Here is a 15,364-nt window from a genome sequence, read left to right on the forward strand (position 1 = left end):
AAGCCGGTGAGAAAGGCCACACCGTCGCGGTCGCGGCACACGCGTCCGCCGGAGACCGAGATCGCCGAACCGGTCACCGAGCGCCCGCGCCGTTCCAGGAGCGCGAGGTCGGCCGAGCCGCCGGCCGCCGAACCACGCCGCAGGCCGCGCAGCCAGTCGGCCCGCGAGCCGCGCAGGGAGCCACCCGCCGAGCGGCGGTCGGCGTACGACTCCTACGAGCGCCCCGAGCGTCGCCGCCGCTACAGCGATTACGACGACTACGAGCCCCTCGAACCGCACCGGACCAACGGCTCCAACGGCAGTTCGACGCATCACCCGGTGTCACGGGTGCGCTACCGCGGCGCCGACGACAGTGACCGCTTCACCGAATACCGCACCCGTCCGCGACGGCGGCACAGCTGGGACGACTACGACTCCGAGCGCTGAGCTCAGCTGCGCGACGGGCGGATCTCGCGCGGCAGCGCGAACACGAGCGTCTCGTTGGCGGTGGTGACCGGCTGCACGGTGTCGAACCCGTGCTCGGCCAGCCTGTCCAGCACGCCGCGCACCAGGATCTCGGGCACCGACGCACCCGACGTCACGCCGACGGTGGTGACACCCTCCAGCCAGGCCGGGTCGATCTCGTCGGCGAAGTCGACCAGGTGTGACGCCGCAGCGCCTGCGAGCAGTGCAACCTCGACCAGCCGCACCGAGTTCGACGAGTTCGGGGAGCCGACGACGATCACGAGATCGCATTCGGGCGCCATCGCCTTCACCGCGACCTGACGGTTCTGGGTGGCGTAGCAGATGTCGTCGCTGGGCGGGTCCTGCAGTGTCGGGAACTTCTCCCGCAGCCGCCGCACCGTCTCCATCGTCTCGTCCACGCTCAGGGTGGTCTGGGACAGCCAGATGACCTTGTTCGGGTCGCGCACGGTGACCTTGTCGACCGCGTCGGGGTTGTCGACGACCTGCACGTGGTCGGGCGCCTCACCGGCGGTGCCGACCACCTCCTCGTGGCCCTCGTGGCCGACGAGCAGGATGTCGTAGTCGTCGCGGGCGAAGCGCTTGGCCTCGTTGTGCACCTTGGTGACCAGCGGGCAGGTGGCGTCGATCGTCTTGAGGTTCCTGGCCGCGGCCTCGACGTGCACGGTCGGCGCGACACCGTGGGCGGAGAACACGACGATGGAACCCTCGGGCACCTCGTCGGTCTGCTCGACGAACACGGCGCCGGCCTTGGCCAGCGTGTCCACCACGTAACGGTTGTGCACGATCTCGTGCCGCACGTAGACGGGGGCGCCGTGCTTCTCGAGCGCACGCTCGACGGTCTCGACGGCCCGGTCCACCCCGGCGCAGTAGCCCCGGGGCTCGGCGAGCAGGACCCGCTTGCCGGCAACGCCGCCAGTGACCGAGCTGGAAGCACCCGGAATCCCCATGTTGATTGTCGACGGCATGGCTCCAGGGTACTTACCCGCAGGGCTATCGGACCAGTTGGCGAGGCCGCCGTACGCTGGTGCCCATGGCTACCGCACCCTATGGGGTCCGTCTGCTGGTCGGCGCAGCCGTGACCGCCATCGAGGAGACCCGAAAGCTGCCGCAGACCATCCTGATGTATCCCATGACGATCGTCAGCCAGGTCGCGCACCTCGTGATGAAGGCGCAGCAGGACGTCGCGGCTCTGGTGATCAAGGGCGACGAGACACTCGAATCGATCTTCCCGCCCAAGGATGAGCAGCCCGAATGGGCGACGTTCGACGAGGACACCGACGACGGGCCCGCAGATTCCGGCCCCGACGGCGAGCGCCGCACCGAGGGCCGCTTCGCCCTCTACAGCACCGGTGAGCCGGAGTCGCCGGCCCCCGAGAAGCCCGCCGCCCAGAAAACCAGGACGGACACGCCCGACATCGTGACCGAGCTGGATTACGAGTCGCTGACGCTTGCCCAGCTGCGCGCGCGGCTGCCTTCGCTGAGCGTCGCCGACCTCGAGGCGCTGCTCGACTACGAGGGCGACACGAAGGCGCGCGCCCCGTTCCAGACGCTGCTGGCCAACAGGATCACCCGCGCCAGCGCGAAGTGACCACGTCGGAGCCGGGTCAGTCGGCGGAGAACCCCTGGCCGGTCCGCGCAGTCGCCACCCGGGTGGCCAAGTACATCGACCGGCTCGGCATGGTCTGGATCGAGGGTCAGCTCACCGAGTTGAAGCTGCGCCAGTCGACGGCCTGGATGGTGCTGCGTGACCCGGCGGCGGACATGTCGCTGTCGGTGAGCTGTCCGCGCGACCTGGTGGCCAACGCCCCGGTGCCGCTGTCGGAGGGCACCCAGGTGATCGTGCTCGGCAAGCCGCAGTTCTACACCCGCAACGGCTCGTTCAGCCTGCGCATCAGCGAGATCCGCGCCGTCGGGCTCGGCGAACTGCTGGCCCGCATCGCCCGGCTGCGCGAACTGCTCGCGGCCGAGGGCCTGTTCGATGCGCGGCTGAAACGGCCGATCCCGTTCCTGCCCGGCACCGTCGGCCTCATCACCGGGCGGGCCAGTCACGCCGAGCGCGACGTGGTCGCCGTCGCCACCGAGCGCTGGCCCGCGGTGCGATTCGCGATCCGCAACACCGCAGTGCAGGGGCCGAACACCGTGCCGCAGGTGGTCGAGGCGTTGCGCGAGCTGGACGCCGATCCCGCCGTCGACGTGATCGTCATCGCCCGTGGCGGCGGTAGCGTCGAGGACCTGCTGCCGTTCTATGACGAGACGCTGTGCCGGGAGATCGCGGCGTGCACGACGCCGGTCGTCAGCGCCATCGGCCACGAACCGGACAACCCGCTGTGCGACCTGGTCGCCGACTTGCGGGCAGCCACGCCGACAGATGCGGCCAAGCGCATCGTTCCCGACGCCGCCGCCGAACAGGCTTTGGTCGCCGAGCTGCGGCAGCGCAGTGCGGGTGCTCTGCGCAACTGGGTGAACCGGGAGCATCACCTGCTCGCGCAGCTGCGCAGCCGGCCGGTGCTGGCCCAGCCGCTGCAGGCGCTCGACGCCCGCTCCGAGGAGGTCCACCGGGCGCTGGCCGCCGCGCGCCGCGACATCGGGCGGCTGATCACGGCCGAGAGCGACCGCACCGGCCACCTGTCGGCCCGGCTCAAGACGCTCGGGCCGGCGGCCACCCTGGCCCGCGGCTATGCGGTGGTGCAGACCGGCGGCCGGGTGCTGCACTCGGTCGCCGACGCGCCGGCTGGCACACGGATCCGGGTGCGGGTGGCCGACGGCGCGGTGACGGCGGTCAGCGAAGGACCCGAAGGAGCCTGAATATGAAGCCCATTAGTCAGATGGGGTACGAAGAGGCCCGCGACGAACTCATCGACGTGGTGCAACGTCTCGAGCAGGGCGGACTGGATCTCGACGCGTCGCTCAAGCTGTGGGAAAGGGGCGAGGAGCTGGCTAAATGCTGCGAAGAGCACCTGGCCGGCGCACGCAAGCGGGTTGCCGACGCACTGGCCGCCCGCGATGCCGAGGACGCCTGATCCTGGCGGAATTTCTGTCGGCGCGCTTCAAACTAGAACACGTTTCAGTTATAGTCGCCGCATGGGCGATGCATCGTTGACGACTGAACTGGGCCGAGTGCTGGTGACCGGCGGCTCCGGGTTCGTGGGCTGCAACCTGGTGACGGAGCTGCTCGAGCGGGGCCACCAGGTCCGCTCCTTCGACCGGGTGCCGTCGGCGCTGGCCGGCCGTCCCGGGCTGGAGACGGTCGAGGGCGACATCTGCGACGAGGACACCGTCGCGGCCGCCGTGGCCGGGATCGACACTGTCATCCACACCGCCGCGATCATCGACTTGATGGGCGGGGCGTCGGTGACCGAGGAGTACCGGCAGCGCAGTTTCGCCGTGAACGTCGGCGGCACCGAGAACCTGGTGCGTGCCGCGCGCGCGGCCGGTGTGAAGCGATTCGTGTACACGGCGTCCAACAGCGTGGTGATGGGCGGCCGGCCGATCGCCAACGGCGAGGAGACGCTGCCCTACACCGCGCGCTTCAACGACCTGTACACCGAGACCAAGGTGGCCGCCGAGCGGTTCGTGCTGTCCCAGAACGGGGTCGACGGGATGCTCACCTGCTCGATCCGGCCCAGCGGCATCTGGGGTCGCGGCGACAAGACGATGTTCCGCAAGGTCTTCGAGGGGGTGCTCGCCGGCCACGTCAAGGTGCTCATCGGCAGCAAGCAGGTCAAGCTCGACAACTCCTACGTGCACAACCTGGTTCACGGTTTCATCCTGGCCGGCCAGCACCTGGTGCCCGGCGGCACCGCGCCCGGTCAGGCCTACTTCATCAACGACGGCGAGCCGATCAACATGTTCGAATTCGCCCGCCCGGTGGTGCAGGCCTGCGGCGAGAAATGGCCCAAGGTGCGGGTGCCCGGCAAGCTGGTGTGGCTGGTGATGACGATCTGGCAGTGGCTGCACTTCCGCCTCGGCATCGCCAAGCCACCGCTGGAACCGCTCGGCGTGGAACGGCTCTACCTCGACAACTACTTCTCCATCGCCAAGGCCGAGCGCGACCTCGGATACCGGCCGCTGGTGACCACCGAGCAGGCGCTGCAGGAGTGTCTGCCTTACTACGTCGACCTGTACAACGAACTCAAGGCCGCGCAGCCGGTGCCCGCGCGGGCCTGATCATCTGCCGACGAGGCTGCGCGCGTGTGCGCGCCGACACCCGTCGATTGTTCACATTCGATAACCGGCAAGTCGACCTTCTTCGAGTGCCGGTCGCCCTAGAGTCGAGGCGACCGTCAATGACAAGGGAGTCGCCGTGCCCGACAGCAAGCCCAACATCCTGGTCATCTGGGGCGACGACATCGGCATCTCGAATCTGAGCTGCTACAGCCGCGGCATGATGGGCTACTTCACGCCCAACATCGACCGGATCGCCGACGAGGGAATGCTTTTCACCGATTCCTACGGCGAGCAGAGTTGCACTGCCGGACGGTCGTCGTTCATCACCGGGCAGAGCGTCTACCGCACCGGGATGAGCAAGGTCGGTATGCCCGGAATGGACATCGGCCTGCAGAAAGAGGATCCGACGATCGCCGAACTGCTCAAGCCGCTGGGTTATGCGACGGGGCAGTTCGGCAAGAACCACCTCGGCGACCTGAACAAGTTCCTGCCCACCGCCCACGGGTTCGACGAGTTCTTCGGCAATCTCTACCATCTCAACGCCGAGGAGGAACCGGAGAACGCCGACTACCCCACCGAGGAGGAGGCGCCGATACTGCGGCGTGCGCTGCTCCCGCGGGGCGTCATCCACTCCTGGGCCACCGACGAGGATTCCGGCGAGGTCGACGACCGCTACGGCCCGGTGGGCAAACAGCGGATCGAGGACACCGGCCCGCTGACCAAGAAGCGGATGGAGACGATCGACGACGAGACCACCGGCGCCTGCATCGATTTCATCCGGCGTCAGCACGAGGCGCAGACACCGTTCTTCGTCTGGATGAACATGACGCACATGCACTTCCGGACGCACACCAAGCCGGAGAGCGTCGGCCAGGCCGGCCGGTGGCAGTCGCCCTACCACGACACGATGATCGACCACGATCGCCACGTGGGCACACTGCTCGATCTGGTCGACGAACTCGGCATCGCCGAGGACACCATCGTCATCTACTCGACCGACAACGGGCCGCATGCCAACAGCTGGCCCGACGGCGCGACCACGCCGTTCCGCAGCGAGAAGGCCACCAACTGGGAGGGCGCCTTCCGGATCCCGGAGATGATCCGGTGGACCGGGAAGATCAAGCCGCGCAGCGTCTCCAACGAGATCGTCCAGCACCATGACTGGCTGCCGACGTTCCTGGCCGCCGCAGGCGATCCGGACATCGTGGAGAAACTCAAGAAGGGCCACACCGCAGGCGCCGACGGCAAGACCGAGTACAAGGTGCACATCGACGGGTTCAACCTGCTGCCGTACCTGACCGGTGAGGTGGACAAGAGCCCGCGCCGCGGGATGATCTACTTCTCCGACGACTGCGACGTGCTCGGGATCCGGGCCGAGAACTGGAAGGTGGTCTTCCAGGAGCAGCGCTGTGATGGCACGTTGCAGATCTGGTTCGAACCATTCACGAAGTTGCGGGCGCCCAAGCTGTTCAATCTGCGCACCGACCCGTACGAGCGCGCCGACATCACGTCGAACACCTACTGGGACTGGGTGATCGACCGGATCTATCTCGTGCTGTACGGGTCGGCGATCGCGACGCAGTTCCTGGAAACCTTCAAGGAGTTCCCACCGCGCCAGGAGCCCGCTACCTTCACCATCAACCACGCCGTGGAGGAGCTCAACAAGTTCCTCGCGACCCGAGGGGGCTGATGCTCAACCACTGGAACGACGGGCCGACCAAATCGGCGATCATCGCGTTCGTCGACGCCGTCGCGACCAAGGGCACGCCGGACTACACCGAGCCCGAGGACCGGATCGCCGTCTTCGACAACGACGGCACCCTGTGGTGCGAGAAGCCGATGTACATCCAGCTCGACTTCATCGTGCGCAGGCTCGCGGAGAAGGCGGCGGCGGACTCCTCGCTGGCCGATCAGCAGCCCTATCAGGCGGCCGTGTCTGGTGACCTGGCGTGGTTCGGCGGCGCGATCACCAAGCACTACCAGGGTGACGACAACGACTTGAAAACCCTTGCCGGCGCGGTGATGGCGCTGCACGCCACGATGACCGTGCAGGACCACGCCGCCCTGGTCTCGGCCTTCTTCGCCGACGCCCGCCATCCCACCCTCGACAGGCCGTATCTCGAGTGCACCTATGCGCCGATGGTCGAGCTGCTGCGCTACCTCGAATCGAACGGGTTCACCTGTTACATCGTCTCCGGTGGCGGCCGCGACTTCATGCGGCCGGTCACGTCGGCGATCTACGGCATCCCGCCCGAACGGGTGGTGGGCAGTGCGCAGGGCCTGCGCTTCGCGGGCGCCGACGGCGAGGGCGACCTGCTGATCGAGCCGGTGCTCGACATCTTCGACGACGGGCCGGAGAAGCCCGTGCGGATCTGGAGCCGGATCGGGCGGCGACCGATTCTGGCCGCGGGCAATTCCAACGGCGACGACGAGATGCTGCAGTACACCCGCGGGTTGCGGCTGCTGGTCAACCACGACGACGCCGAACGCGAATTCGCCTACACCGCAGGCGCTGAGCGTGCCCTGGAGCACGCGGCCGCCTACGGCTGGACGGTGATCAGCATGCGCGACGACTGGTCCGGGGTGTTCGGCACCGGCGCGGGAAGCGGCGTCGTCACCGAGGCCTGTGACTGACGACCTGATCCGAATCCCGGCGCAGCGGGTGGTGCTCGGCTCCGACGACCACTACCCCGAGGAGGCGCCCGCGCGGGAAGTCGACGTCGACGGCTTCTGGATCGAGGCGCACCAGGTCACCAACGCCCGCTTCGCCGACTTCGTCGACGCCACCGGCTATCTCACCGTCGCCGAGCGGCCGCTCGACCCCTCCGACTTCCCGGGTGCGCCGCCGCAGAACCTGCAGCCGGGGTCGATGGTGTTCACCAGGACGGCAGGCCCGGTGGACCTGCGGCACCTCTACCAGTGGTGGACGTGGACCCCAGGCGCCTGCTGGAAGCATCCCCGTGGGCCGAGATCGTCGCTCAAGGGCCGCGAGCAGCATCCGGTGGTGCACATCGCCTTCGAGGACGCCGCGGCCTACGCGCAGTGGGCGGACATGGCGCTGCCGACAGAACCCGAGTGGGAGACCGCGGCACGCGGCGGACTGATCGGTGCGGCCTACACCTGGGGCGACGAACCCGAGGGCCGCGACCGGCGGCTGGCCAACTACTGGCACGGCGAGTTCCCGTATCTACCCGAAACCGGTTATGGGACAACCATGCCGGTGGGCAGCTTCCCGCCGAACGGTTACGGCCTGTTCGACATGGCGGGCAACGTGTGGGAGTGGACCGCCGACTGGTACGGCACCGACCGGACCACGACGCCCTGCTGCGCCGAGGATTCCTACGATCCCGCACAGCCACAGTTCGCCGTGCCCCGCAAGGTGGTCAAGGGCGGTTCGTTCCTGTGTGCGGACAGCTACTGCAGCAGATACCGGCCCGCGGCGCGGCGGCCACAACCGGTGGACACCGGCATGAGCCACATCGGCTTCCGCTGCGTCAGGCGCTGACTATTCCTGGGTCTCTGCGGTCTCAGCGACCAGACTGTCGCTGTCGACGAACACCAGGCCGCCGTCATCGAGGCTGACCGCCCACCTGCGCGCCGCCTCGACGATCCTGTTCTCCGCGACGTCGACCGCCATTCCGGCGAGATCAGCAAAATCCTCGACGACCACGCCGTGCATTTCATGATCAGTTCCGGGATGCACCACCACGCGGGTGTCGACGGCAATGTCGGAAGAGCCGTTACCGCTGGCCGCCTCGTCGATGTTCGCAGTCATCACAACCTCCCAATAGTGCCCCGACCACCTCGAAGTACATCACAGAAATTGACGTGAGACGCAGGCGGTAATGATTCCACGCAAATACCAAAGCGGTGATTTCCCTTTTCGCACAGGCCGACCAATAACTAGACAATTACGTTCGCACAATTCGAGCAAACTCCGCCTACGACGCCTCCATGGCCCCTGCCACCACAGATGTCCGTACGCGGCGGCCGCCGTCCGCGCAGTGGCTAACAACGGCCAGCCGCGATCGGCCATCCATCGCAGCACTCCCCGACCGTCGCCGCGTTCGCTACTGTTGCAACACGTTCCAGTTCTGCGGGCAGGCCGATCTCGGACGCAGCGCTGGTCAAGGGGGCCGAGCAGGCCCGGACAGGAGCACTCGTGAGTGAGCACCGCACCGCCGTCGTCATCGGCGGCGCCTCCGGCATCGGATGGGCCACCGCACAGGCGCTGGCCGCCGACGGCTGCCAGGTGGTGCTCGCCGACCTGAACGCCCACGGCGCGCGCGACCGGGCCGGTGAGCTCGGCGAGCCGCACACCGCGGCGACCGTCGACGTCACCGACGAGGGGTCGGTGCAGCGGCTGTTCGACGATCTCGGCGCGGTCGACGTCGTGGTGAACTGCGCCGGGTTCAGCAATGTCGGGCTGATCGTCGACATGCCGGTGGAGCAGTGGCGGTCGGTGATCGACGTCTGCCTCACCGGTGCCTTCATCGTCGCCAAGCACGCCGGCCGGCGGCTGACCGAAGGCGGCGCGCTGGTGTCGATCTCGTCGCTCAACGGCAGGCAGCCGGCCGCCGCGATGAGCGCGTACTGCGCGGCCAAGGCCGGGCTGTCGATGCTCACCCAGGTCGCCGCGCTGGAGCTGGGCCCGCGGGGCATCCGCGTCAACGCCGTCGCACCGGGATTCGTGCACACCCCGCTGACGCAGCCCGCCGCGTCGATCCCCGGCGTCGTCGAGGAGTACATCGAGAACACCGCGCTGGGACGGGCAGGCACGCCCGAGGACATCGCGGCGGCCGTGGTCTTCCTGTGCTCGCCGCAGGCGTCCTGGCTGACCGGGGAGGTCCTCGACCTCAACGGCGGAGCGCATCTCAAGCGCTACCCCGACGTGCTCGGCCACGTGATGAGACTCGCCGAGGCGCACTGATGGCGACGACCGGGGGTCACGAGTTCACCGACTCGCAGAAGCGGGCGCTGGCGATCGCAACGGTGATCACTCTGGCGTTCGCCGCCTATTTCCTGCGCACCTTCTTCATCCTCGTCGTGGTCGCGGCCGTCGTCGCCTACCTGTTCAACCCCCTCTACGAGCGGTGCAGGCGACGGTTCGGCACGGGCCTGTCGGCGACCCTGACGCTGCTGGCGGTGATCGCCGCGATCATCGTCCCGGTGAGCGGGCTGGTGTTCTTCGCGGTCGTCCAGATCACCAGCATGGTGACCAGCGTGTCGGCGTGGATGGCCAGAACCGACCTCGGCGCCCTGGGCACCAGGGCGATCGACGTGGTCAACAGAGCGCTGGCCAGAGTTCCGCTCCTCGACGACTTCCGGGTGACGCCCGACCTGCTGCAGGAACGTACCGCCACGGTCGCCCAGCACGCAGGCGAGTACCTCCTGGGCATCCTGCAGGGCGCCGTCGGCGGCCTGGTCGGCGGCGTCACCGCGGCCGTCCTCTTCCTCTACGTGTTCATCTCGCTGCTGACCAACCGTGACAGGGTCATCATGGTGATCCGCAAGCTGAACCCGCTGGGCGAGGAGATCACCGACCTCTACCTGGAGAAGATGGGCGCGATGGTGCGCGGCACCGTCTTCGGCCAGTTCGTGATCGCGCTGGCACAGGGCTTCGCCGGCGCCGTGTCGATCTACATAGCCGGATTCCACCAGGGGTTCTTCATCTTCGCCATCCTGCTGACCGCGCTGTCGGTGATCCCGCTCGGCGGCGGCATCCTCAGCATCCCGGTCGGCATCGGAATGATGTTGTTCGGCAACGTGTTCGGCGGCATCTTCGTCATCGCGTTCCACCTGCTGGTGGTGACGAACATCGACAACGTGCTGCGGCCGATCCTCGTCCCGCGTCAGGCCCGGCTGGACTCCGCGCTGATGCTGCTGGCCGTGTTCGCCGGCATCGCCATGTGGGGCTTCTGGGGCATCGTGATCGGCCCGGTGGTGATGATCGTCGTCGTCACCACCGTCACCGTCTACCTCGCGGTGTACAAGGGCGTGCCGCTGGACCAGTTCGACGAGGAGGGCGAGGAGAAGAAGCCGGGCAGGCTGCGCAAGCTCCTCACCCGCGCCCGCAGGCAGGCGCCCGCCGCCGAGCCGGAAAACGACGCGGACGACGGCGCCGACGGTCCCGCACCCGAGCCGGCCCGGCCCGCCGAACCGCGCGCGTAGTCTGCCTGCACATGGTCACCAACACCGCCGCACCCCGGAGCAGAGCGGCACTCGCCTTGGCGATCTCGGTGCTGGCCGTGGTCGCCGCGTCGGTGATCGGCGGGCTGGCCTCGGCCACCTCGGCGCAGGACTACGCACGGCTGGAGCAGCCCTCGTGGGCGCCGCCGTCGTGGGTGTTCGGTCCGGTGTGGACGGTGCTCTACGGCCTGATGGCGCTGGCCGCCTGGCTGGTCTGGCGCACCGGGCCGTCCGAGCAGACCCGCCGCGCGCTGACGCTGTACGCCGTCCAGCTCGTGCTGAACGCGGCGTGGACGCCGCTGTTCTTCGGGTTGGGATGGCGGGGGGTCGCATTCGCCGAACTGACCGTGCTGCTGGTCGTCCTCGTCGCGACCGTCGCGCTGTTCTGGCGGCGCTCGGTGGTCGCAGGCGCGCTGCTGGTGCCCTATCTGCTGTGGTCGACGTTCGCGCTGGCCCTGAACTTCGCCGTCTGGCAGCTGAACAACTAGCCCGACTTCAGGCGCCGGGTGAGAAACTCCACCACCCGCTTGCGCGCCTCGTAGGCCGGATGCCCGTCGACCTCGCGGACCTCGCGGGTCAGCACCGAATGCGACATCACGCCGAAGCCGTGCTCGTTGCCCTTCCCCGCATCGATCTCGATCACCTCGAACGCGTCGCCCAGCCGGTCCTTGAGGGTGCGGAACCGCTCACCCGGCGCCAGTGGGTCCTTGCTGAACCGCAGCGCCAGCGCGCACAGCCCGTCCTCGTCGGCGCGCTGTTTGACGATCCGCAGTTCGCGCTCCGAGAGCCCCGGGTCGCGCTTGTGCCTGCCGGTGAGCGCCAGCGGCACCGAGGGCTGGCTGAGCACCGGGGCCAGCACGCTGTCGTCGACGGCGGCGGCGAGTGCGAAGCCGCCGGTGAAGCACTGCCCGATCACGCCGACACCGGGGCCGGGGGTGCGGCCGTTGAGGTCACGGGCCAGTGCGCGCAAGTAGTGCGCCACCGGCCGGTCGGCGTTGGTCGCGAACGCCGCGAACTCCTTGGACACACAGCCCTTCAGCAGCACGGGCACCGCGCCGGGACCGAGTGCCGGCTTCCCCGGCGTGCCGAACAGCGACGGCGCGGCGACGGTGAAGCCGCTGTCGACGAGGTGGTTGCCAAGCGCGAGCACGCCCGGGTGCAGGCCGGGCATCTCGGGAATGAGCACCACACCGGGGCCCTCGCCCCTGCGGTAAACGTCGTGGGTGTAGCCCGCCGCGGTGAACGGCTCGCAGCTCCATCCGGTCAGGTCGGCTTCCGGAGCCGCTCCGGCGGGGACATTCGATTCCGGCGCGGTCATCGCTGCTCCTGGGGCTAGGGGACGGTCAGCGGCCGCTGACTCTGCGTCGCCTGCGCCAGCGTACGGTACTCGTCTGTACCACCCGCGCCGGTGATCGCGATCTGAGCCGGCCCGCCCGCGCCGTCAAGCCTGGTTGTCCACACCGGCTCCGCGTCCTCGCCGCCTTCGTAGACCACCCACGACCGGCCCGCCACGTCCTGGGTGCCCCTCGGGTAGGCGTCGGGATTGATCGAGCCGACCAGCGCGTCCTCGTCGGCGTTGCTCTGCGTCAGGCTCAGGTACATGCCGGTGGGCGCCAGGTAGCCGACCCTGGTCGCCACGGCGCGCACGGCCTGCCCGGTCGCGGGATCGGTGCGGCCGCCGTCGATGCCCTCGCGGCCACCGGAATTGGCCCGCCAGCCCTCCGGAAGCACCGGCACGCGCACCGGAATGCGCAGCGCGTCGGCATCGGCGCGCAGCGCAGCGGGCGCGTCGAAGTTCGGTACGCGGCCCTCGCCCGGGCCGGCGGGCGCGAACGAACACATGCCCAGCACACCGGCCAGCACGACGCACGCCAGCACCAGCGGGCCTATCGACCAGAACATGTCCCGGCCGTCGTGGAGCAGCCGTGACTTCGGCTCCTTGGGAGCGGGCTGCGGCTGCGTCATAGCTGCCAGTATCCCAGCTCCCACCGGTGCATCCCCTTCTGGGACAATCACCGCATGCCTGATCGCCGCCGAGAGGCCCCCGACCGCAACCTCGCCCTCGAACTCGTCCGCGTCACCGAGGCCGGTGCCATGGCGGCGGGCCGCTGGGTGGGCCGCGGCGACAAGGAAGGCGGCGACGGCGCGGCCGTCGACGCGATGCGCGAGCTGGTCAACTCGGTGTCCATGCGCGGCGTCGTCGTCATCGGCGAGGGCGAGAAGGACAACGCGCCGATGCTCTACAACGGCGAGGAGGTCGGTAACGGCGACGGCCCGGACTGCGACTTCGCCGTCGACCCGGTCGACGGCACCACGCTGATGAGCAAGGGCATGCCGAACGCGATCTCGGTGCTCGCGGTGGCCGAGCGCGGCGCGATGTTCGACCCGTCGGCCGTCTTCTACATGAACAAGATCGCCGTCGGGCCCGACGCGGTCGACGCCATCGACATCACCGCGCCGATCGGCGAGAACGTCCGCTCGGTCGCCAAGGTCAAGGGGCTGTCGGTGCGCGACGTCACGGTGTGCATCCTGGACCGGCCGCGGCACGAACAGCTGATCGCCGACGTCCGGGCCGCGGGGGCACGCATCCGGCTGATCTCCGACGGCGACGTCGCGGGCGCGATCTCGGCGTGCCGGCCCGGCTCCGGCACCGACATGCTCGCCGGTATCGGCGGCACGCCCGAGGGCATCATCACCGCGGCGGCGATCCGCTGTATGGGCGGCGCCATCCACGCCCAGCTGGCGCCGACGGACGACGCGGAACGGCAAAAGGCTGTCGACGCCGGACACGACGTCGACCGCGTCCTGAAGACCGAGGACCTGGTGTCCGGGGAGAACGTGTTCTTCTGCGCCACCGGCGTCACCGACGGTGACCTGCTGCAGGGTGTGCGGTACTCCGGCGGCGGCTGCACCACCCAGTCGATCGTGATGCGCAGCAAGTCCGGCACTGTCCGCATGATCGAGGCGTACCACCGGCTGTCCAAGCTCAACGAGTACTCCGCTGTCGACTTCACCGGCGACAGCACCGCCGCCTATCCCCTGCCGTAAGAACTCCGACAACCCAAGGGACACATCACACAATGGCCGACAAAGACGTCGAGTACCGCATCGAGCACGACACCATGGGCGAAGTCCGGGTGCCGATCGACGCGCTCTGGCGTGCGCAGACCCAGCGCGCCGTGGAGAACTTCCCGATCTCGGGCCGTGGCCTGGAGCGCACCCAGATCCGGGCGCTGGGGCTGCTCAAGGGCGCCTGCGCGCAGGTGAACAAGGATCTCGGGCTGCTCGACCCGGAGAAGGCCGACGCGATCATCGCCGCCGCCGCTGAGATCGCCGACGGCCGCCATGACGACCAGTTCCCGATCGACGTGTTCCAGACCGGGTCGGGCACCAGCTCCAACATGAACACCAACGAGGTGATCGCGAGCATCGCGGCGCAGAACGGCGTCACGGTGCACCCGAACGACCATGTCAACATGTCGCAGTCGTCCAACGACACCTTCCCGACCGCCACGCACATCGCCGCGACCGAAGCCGCTGTGCGGCATCTGATCCCGGCACTCGAGGTGCTGCACGAGTCGCTGGCCGGTAAGGCGCGACAGTGGCGCACGGCGGTCAAGTCCGGCCGCACGCACCTGATGGACGCGGTGCCGGTGACGCTCGGCCAGGAGTTCGGCGGCTACGCCCGCCAGATCGAGGCCGGCATCGAACGGGTGAAGGCGACGCTGCCCCGGCTGGGTGAACTGGCGATCGGCGGCACCGCCGTCGGCACCGGACTCAATGCCCCCGACGGATTCGGCCCCAAGGTCGTCGAGGTGCTGGTGGACCAGACCGGAGTGGCCGAATTGACCACGGCCAAGGACTCTTTCGAGGCGCAGGCCGCCCGCGACGGGCTGGTCGAGGCATCCGGCGCGTTGAAGACCATCGCGGTGTCGCTGACCAAGATCGCCAACGACATCCGCTGGATGGGCTCCGGTCCGCTGACGGGTCTCGGCGAGATCCAGCTGCCCGACCTGCAGCCCGGCAGCTCGATCATGCCCGGCAAGGTCAATCCCGTTCTGCCCGAGGCGGTCACGCAGGTCGCAGCGCAGGTCATCGGCAACGACGCGGCCATCGCCGTCGGCGGGTTGTCCGGCGCGTTCGAGCTGAACGTCTACATCCCGATGATGGCCCGCAACCTGCTGGAGTCGTTCAAGCTGCTGACGAACGTGTCGCGGCTGTTCGCCGAGCGGTGCGTCGACGGCCTGGTCGCCAACGAGGACCACATCCGCGAGCAGGCCGAGTCGTCGCCGTCGATCGTGACACCGCTGAACTCCGCGATCGGCTACGAGGAGGCGGCCAAGGTCGCTAAGGAAGCGCTCAAGGAGAAGAAGACGATCCGCCAAACGGTCATCGACCGCGGCCTGATCGGCGACAAGCTGTCACTCGAGGAGCTCGACAAGCGCCTCGACGTGCTGGCGATGGCGAAGGTCAAGGACGGCGACTGAGCCCTCCCAACGCGATTTCGGCGCGCTCACGTTCACTGAGCGAACGTCTCCGCGCC

At 68.6% G+C, this 15,364-nt stretch carries 16 protein-coding genes and 1 pseudogene; 13 read left to right on the forward strand and 4 right to left on the reverse strand.

Annotation, left to right across the window (positions count from 1 at the left end; all coding sequences use genetic code 11):
* A pseudogene (locus H7I41_RS11750) lies at positions 1–426 on the forward strand (DUF6542 domain-containing protein); the annotation flags it as partial.
* Positions 427–428: 2 nt separating this feature from the next.
* Here the strand turns inward: H7I41_RS11750 and H7I41_RS11755 are convergent.
* A complete protein-coding gene (locus H7I41_RS11755; RefSeq protein ID WP_264012758.1) occupies positions 429–1,430 on the reverse strand; it encodes a 4-hydroxy-3-methylbut-2-enyl diphosphate reductase in 1,002 nt (333 codons plus the stop codon).
* Positions 1,431–1,495: 65 nt separating this feature from the next.
* On the opposite strand from H7I41_RS11755, the gene H7I41_RS11760 reads away from it, so the two are divergent.
* From H7I41_RS11760 to H7I41_RS11790, 7 genes are all read left to right on the forward strand, one after another.
* On the forward strand, positions 1,496–2,053 hold the full coding sequence (locus H7I41_RS11760) for a lipid droplet-associated protein (RefSeq protein ID WP_264012759.1): 558 nt from the start codon (positions 1,496–1,498) through the stop codon (positions 2,051–2,053).
* Positions 2,050–3,270: an exodeoxyribonuclease VII large subunit gene (gene xseA / locus H7I41_RS11765; protein ID WP_264012760.1), complete on the forward strand. Its 1,221-nt coding sequence runs from the start codon at positions 2,050–2,052 to the stop codon at positions 3,268–3,270. The genes H7I41_RS11760 and xseA overlap by 4 nt, the downstream gene beginning before the upstream one ends.
* Positions 3,271–3,272: 2 nt before the next feature.
* On the forward strand, positions 3,273–3,485 hold the full coding sequence (locus H7I41_RS11770; RefSeq protein ID WP_264012761.1) for an exodeoxyribonuclease VII small subunit: 213 nt from the start codon (positions 3,273–3,275) through the stop codon (positions 3,483–3,485).
* A gap of 61 nt (positions 3,486–3,546) precedes the next feature.
* Positions 3,547–4,632 (forward strand): 3-beta-hydroxysteroid dehydrogenase, encoded by a 1,086-nt coding sequence (locus H7I41_RS11775; RefSeq protein WP_264012762.1) that lies wholly within the window; start codon positions 3,547–3,549, stop codon positions 4,630–4,632.
* A 136-nt stretch (positions 4,633–4,768) separates the two neighbouring features.
* Positions 4,769–6,322: an arylsulfatase gene (locus H7I41_RS11780; protein ID WP_264012763.1), complete on the forward strand. Its 1,554-nt coding sequence runs from the start codon at positions 4,769–4,771 to the stop codon at positions 6,320–6,322.
* Positions 6,322–7,266: an HAD family hydrolase gene (locus H7I41_RS11785; RefSeq protein WP_264012764.1), complete on the forward strand. Its 945-nt coding sequence runs from the start codon at positions 6,322–6,324 to the stop codon at positions 7,264–7,266. The genes H7I41_RS11780 and H7I41_RS11785 overlap by 1 nt, the downstream gene beginning before the upstream one ends.
* Positions 7,259–8,137: a formylglycine-generating enzyme family protein gene (locus H7I41_RS11790; RefSeq protein ID WP_264012765.1), complete on the forward strand. Its 879-nt coding sequence runs from the start codon at positions 7,259–7,261 to the stop codon at positions 8,135–8,137. Before H7I41_RS11785 ends, H7I41_RS11790 begins: the two co-directional genes overlap by 8 nt.
* On the opposite strand, the gene H7I41_RS11795 is transcribed toward H7I41_RS11790, so the two are convergent.
* A complete protein-coding gene (locus H7I41_RS11795; RefSeq protein WP_264012766.1) occupies positions 8,138–8,407 on the reverse strand; it encodes a hypothetical protein in 270 nt (89 codons plus the stop codon).
* 387 nt (positions 8,408–8,794) lie between these two features.
* On the opposite strand from H7I41_RS11795, the gene H7I41_RS11800 reads away from it, so the two are divergent.
* From H7I41_RS11800 to H7I41_RS11810, 3 genes are read left to right on the forward strand one after another with little or no spacing between them, the layout of a single operon-like run.
* A complete protein-coding gene (locus H7I41_RS11800) occupies positions 8,795–9,562 on the forward strand; it encodes an SDR family NAD(P)-dependent oxidoreductase (protein ID WP_264012767.1) in 768 nt (255 codons plus the stop codon).
* Complete coding sequence (locus H7I41_RS11805) at positions 9,562–10,803, forward strand: AI-2E family transporter (protein ID WP_264012768.1); 1,242 nt, start codon at positions 9,562–9,564, stop codon at positions 10,801–10,803. Before H7I41_RS11800 ends, H7I41_RS11805 begins: the two co-directional genes overlap by 1 nt.
* 11 nt (positions 10,804–10,814) lie before the next feature.
* Positions 10,815–11,309 (forward strand): TspO/MBR family protein, encoded by a 495-nt coding sequence (locus tag H7I41_RS11810; protein WP_264012769.1) that lies wholly within the window; start codon positions 10,815–10,817, stop codon positions 11,307–11,309.
* On the opposite strand, the gene H7I41_RS11815 is transcribed toward H7I41_RS11810, so the two are convergent.
* Both H7I41_RS11815 and H7I41_RS11820 read right to left on the reverse strand, forming a co-directional pair.
* The gene (locus H7I41_RS11815; protein WP_264012770.1) at positions 11,306–12,139 is read right to left on the reverse strand and encodes a dienelactone hydrolase family protein; all 834 of its coding nucleotides are present in this window, start codon (positions 12,137–12,139) and stop codon (positions 11,306–11,308) included. The two genes, H7I41_RS11810 and H7I41_RS11815, sit on opposite strands and share 4 nt — an antisense overlap.
* Before the next feature lie 14 nt (positions 12,140–12,153).
* Complete coding sequence (locus tag H7I41_RS11820; RefSeq protein WP_264012771.1) at positions 12,154–12,786, reverse strand: DUF4245 domain-containing protein; 633 nt, start codon at positions 12,784–12,786, stop codon at positions 12,154–12,156.
* A gap of 54 nt (positions 12,787–12,840) precedes the next feature.
* Between H7I41_RS11820 and glpX the strand changes: the two genes are divergently transcribed.
* Positions 12,841–13,869, forward strand: a complete 1,029-nt coding sequence (gene glpX / locus H7I41_RS11825; protein WP_264012772.1) for a class II fructose-bisphosphatase — start codon at positions 12,841–12,843, stop codon at positions 13,867–13,869.
* Positions 13,870–13,901: 32 nt separating this feature from the next.
* Positions 13,902–15,308 carry a class II fumarate hydratase gene (locus H7I41_RS11830; RefSeq protein ID WP_264012773.1) on the forward strand — a complete coding sequence of 469 codons (1,407 nt, stop codon included), beginning with the start codon at positions 13,902–13,904 and terminating at the stop codon, positions 15,306–15,308.
* The last annotated feature ends 56 nt before the right edge of the window (positions 15,309–15,364 follow it).

Origin of the sequence: [Mycobacterium] manitobense (assembly GCF_025821665.1) — a bacterium.
GTDB classification, from domain to species: Bacteria; Actinomycetota; Actinomycetes; order Mycobacteriales; family Mycobacteriaceae; genus Mycobacterium; species Mycobacterium arseniciresistens.

Excerpts from the sequence above, each read along its gene's own strand:
- H7I41_RS11795 (WP_264012766.1), bottom strand. The coding sequence starts at position 8,407 with ATGACTGCGAACATCGACGAGGCGGCCAGCGGTAACGGCTCTTCCGAC.
- glpX (WP_264012772.1), top strand. The coding sequence starts at position 12,841 with ATGCCTGATCGCCGCCGAGAGGCCCCCGACCGCAACCTCGCCCTCGAA.
- H7I41_RS11775 (WP_264012762.1), top strand. The coding sequence starts at position 3,547 with ATGGGCGATGCATCGTTGACGACTGAACTGGGCCGAGTGCTGGTGACC.
- H7I41_RS11760 (WP_264012759.1), top strand. The coding sequence starts at position 1,496 with ATGGCTACCGCACCCTATGGGGTCCGTCTGCTGGTCGGCGCAGCCGTG.
- H7I41_RS11830 (WP_264012773.1), top strand. The coding sequence starts at position 13,902 with ATGGCCGACAAAGACGTCGAGTACCGCATCGAGCACGACACCATGGGC.
- H7I41_RS11820 (WP_264012771.1), bottom strand. The coding sequence starts at position 12,786 with ATGACGCAGCCGCAGCCCGCTCCCAAGGAGCCGAAGTCACGGCTGCTC.
- H7I41_RS11810 (WP_264012769.1), top strand. The coding sequence starts at position 10,815 with ATGGTCACCAACACCGCCGCACCCCGGAGCAGAGCGGCACTCGCCTTG.
- H7I41_RS11755 (WP_264012758.1), bottom strand. The coding sequence starts at position 1,430 with ATGCCGTCGACAATCAACATGGGGATTCCGGGTGCTTCCAGCTCGGTC.
- H7I41_RS11770 (WP_264012761.1), top strand. The coding sequence starts at position 3,273 with ATGAAGCCCATTAGTCAGATGGGGTACGAAGAGGCCCGCGACGAACTC.
- H7I41_RS11805 (WP_264012768.1), top strand. The coding sequence starts at position 9,562 with ATGGCGACGACCGGGGGTCACGAGTTCACCGACTCGCAGAAGCGGGCG.
- H7I41_RS11785 (WP_264012764.1), top strand. The coding sequence starts at position 6,322 with ATGCTCAACCACTGGAACGACGGGCCGACCAAATCGGCGATCATCGCG.
- H7I41_RS11815 (WP_264012770.1), bottom strand. The coding sequence starts at position 12,139 with ATGACCGCGCCGGAATCGAATGTCCCCGCCGGAGCGGCTCCGGAAGCC.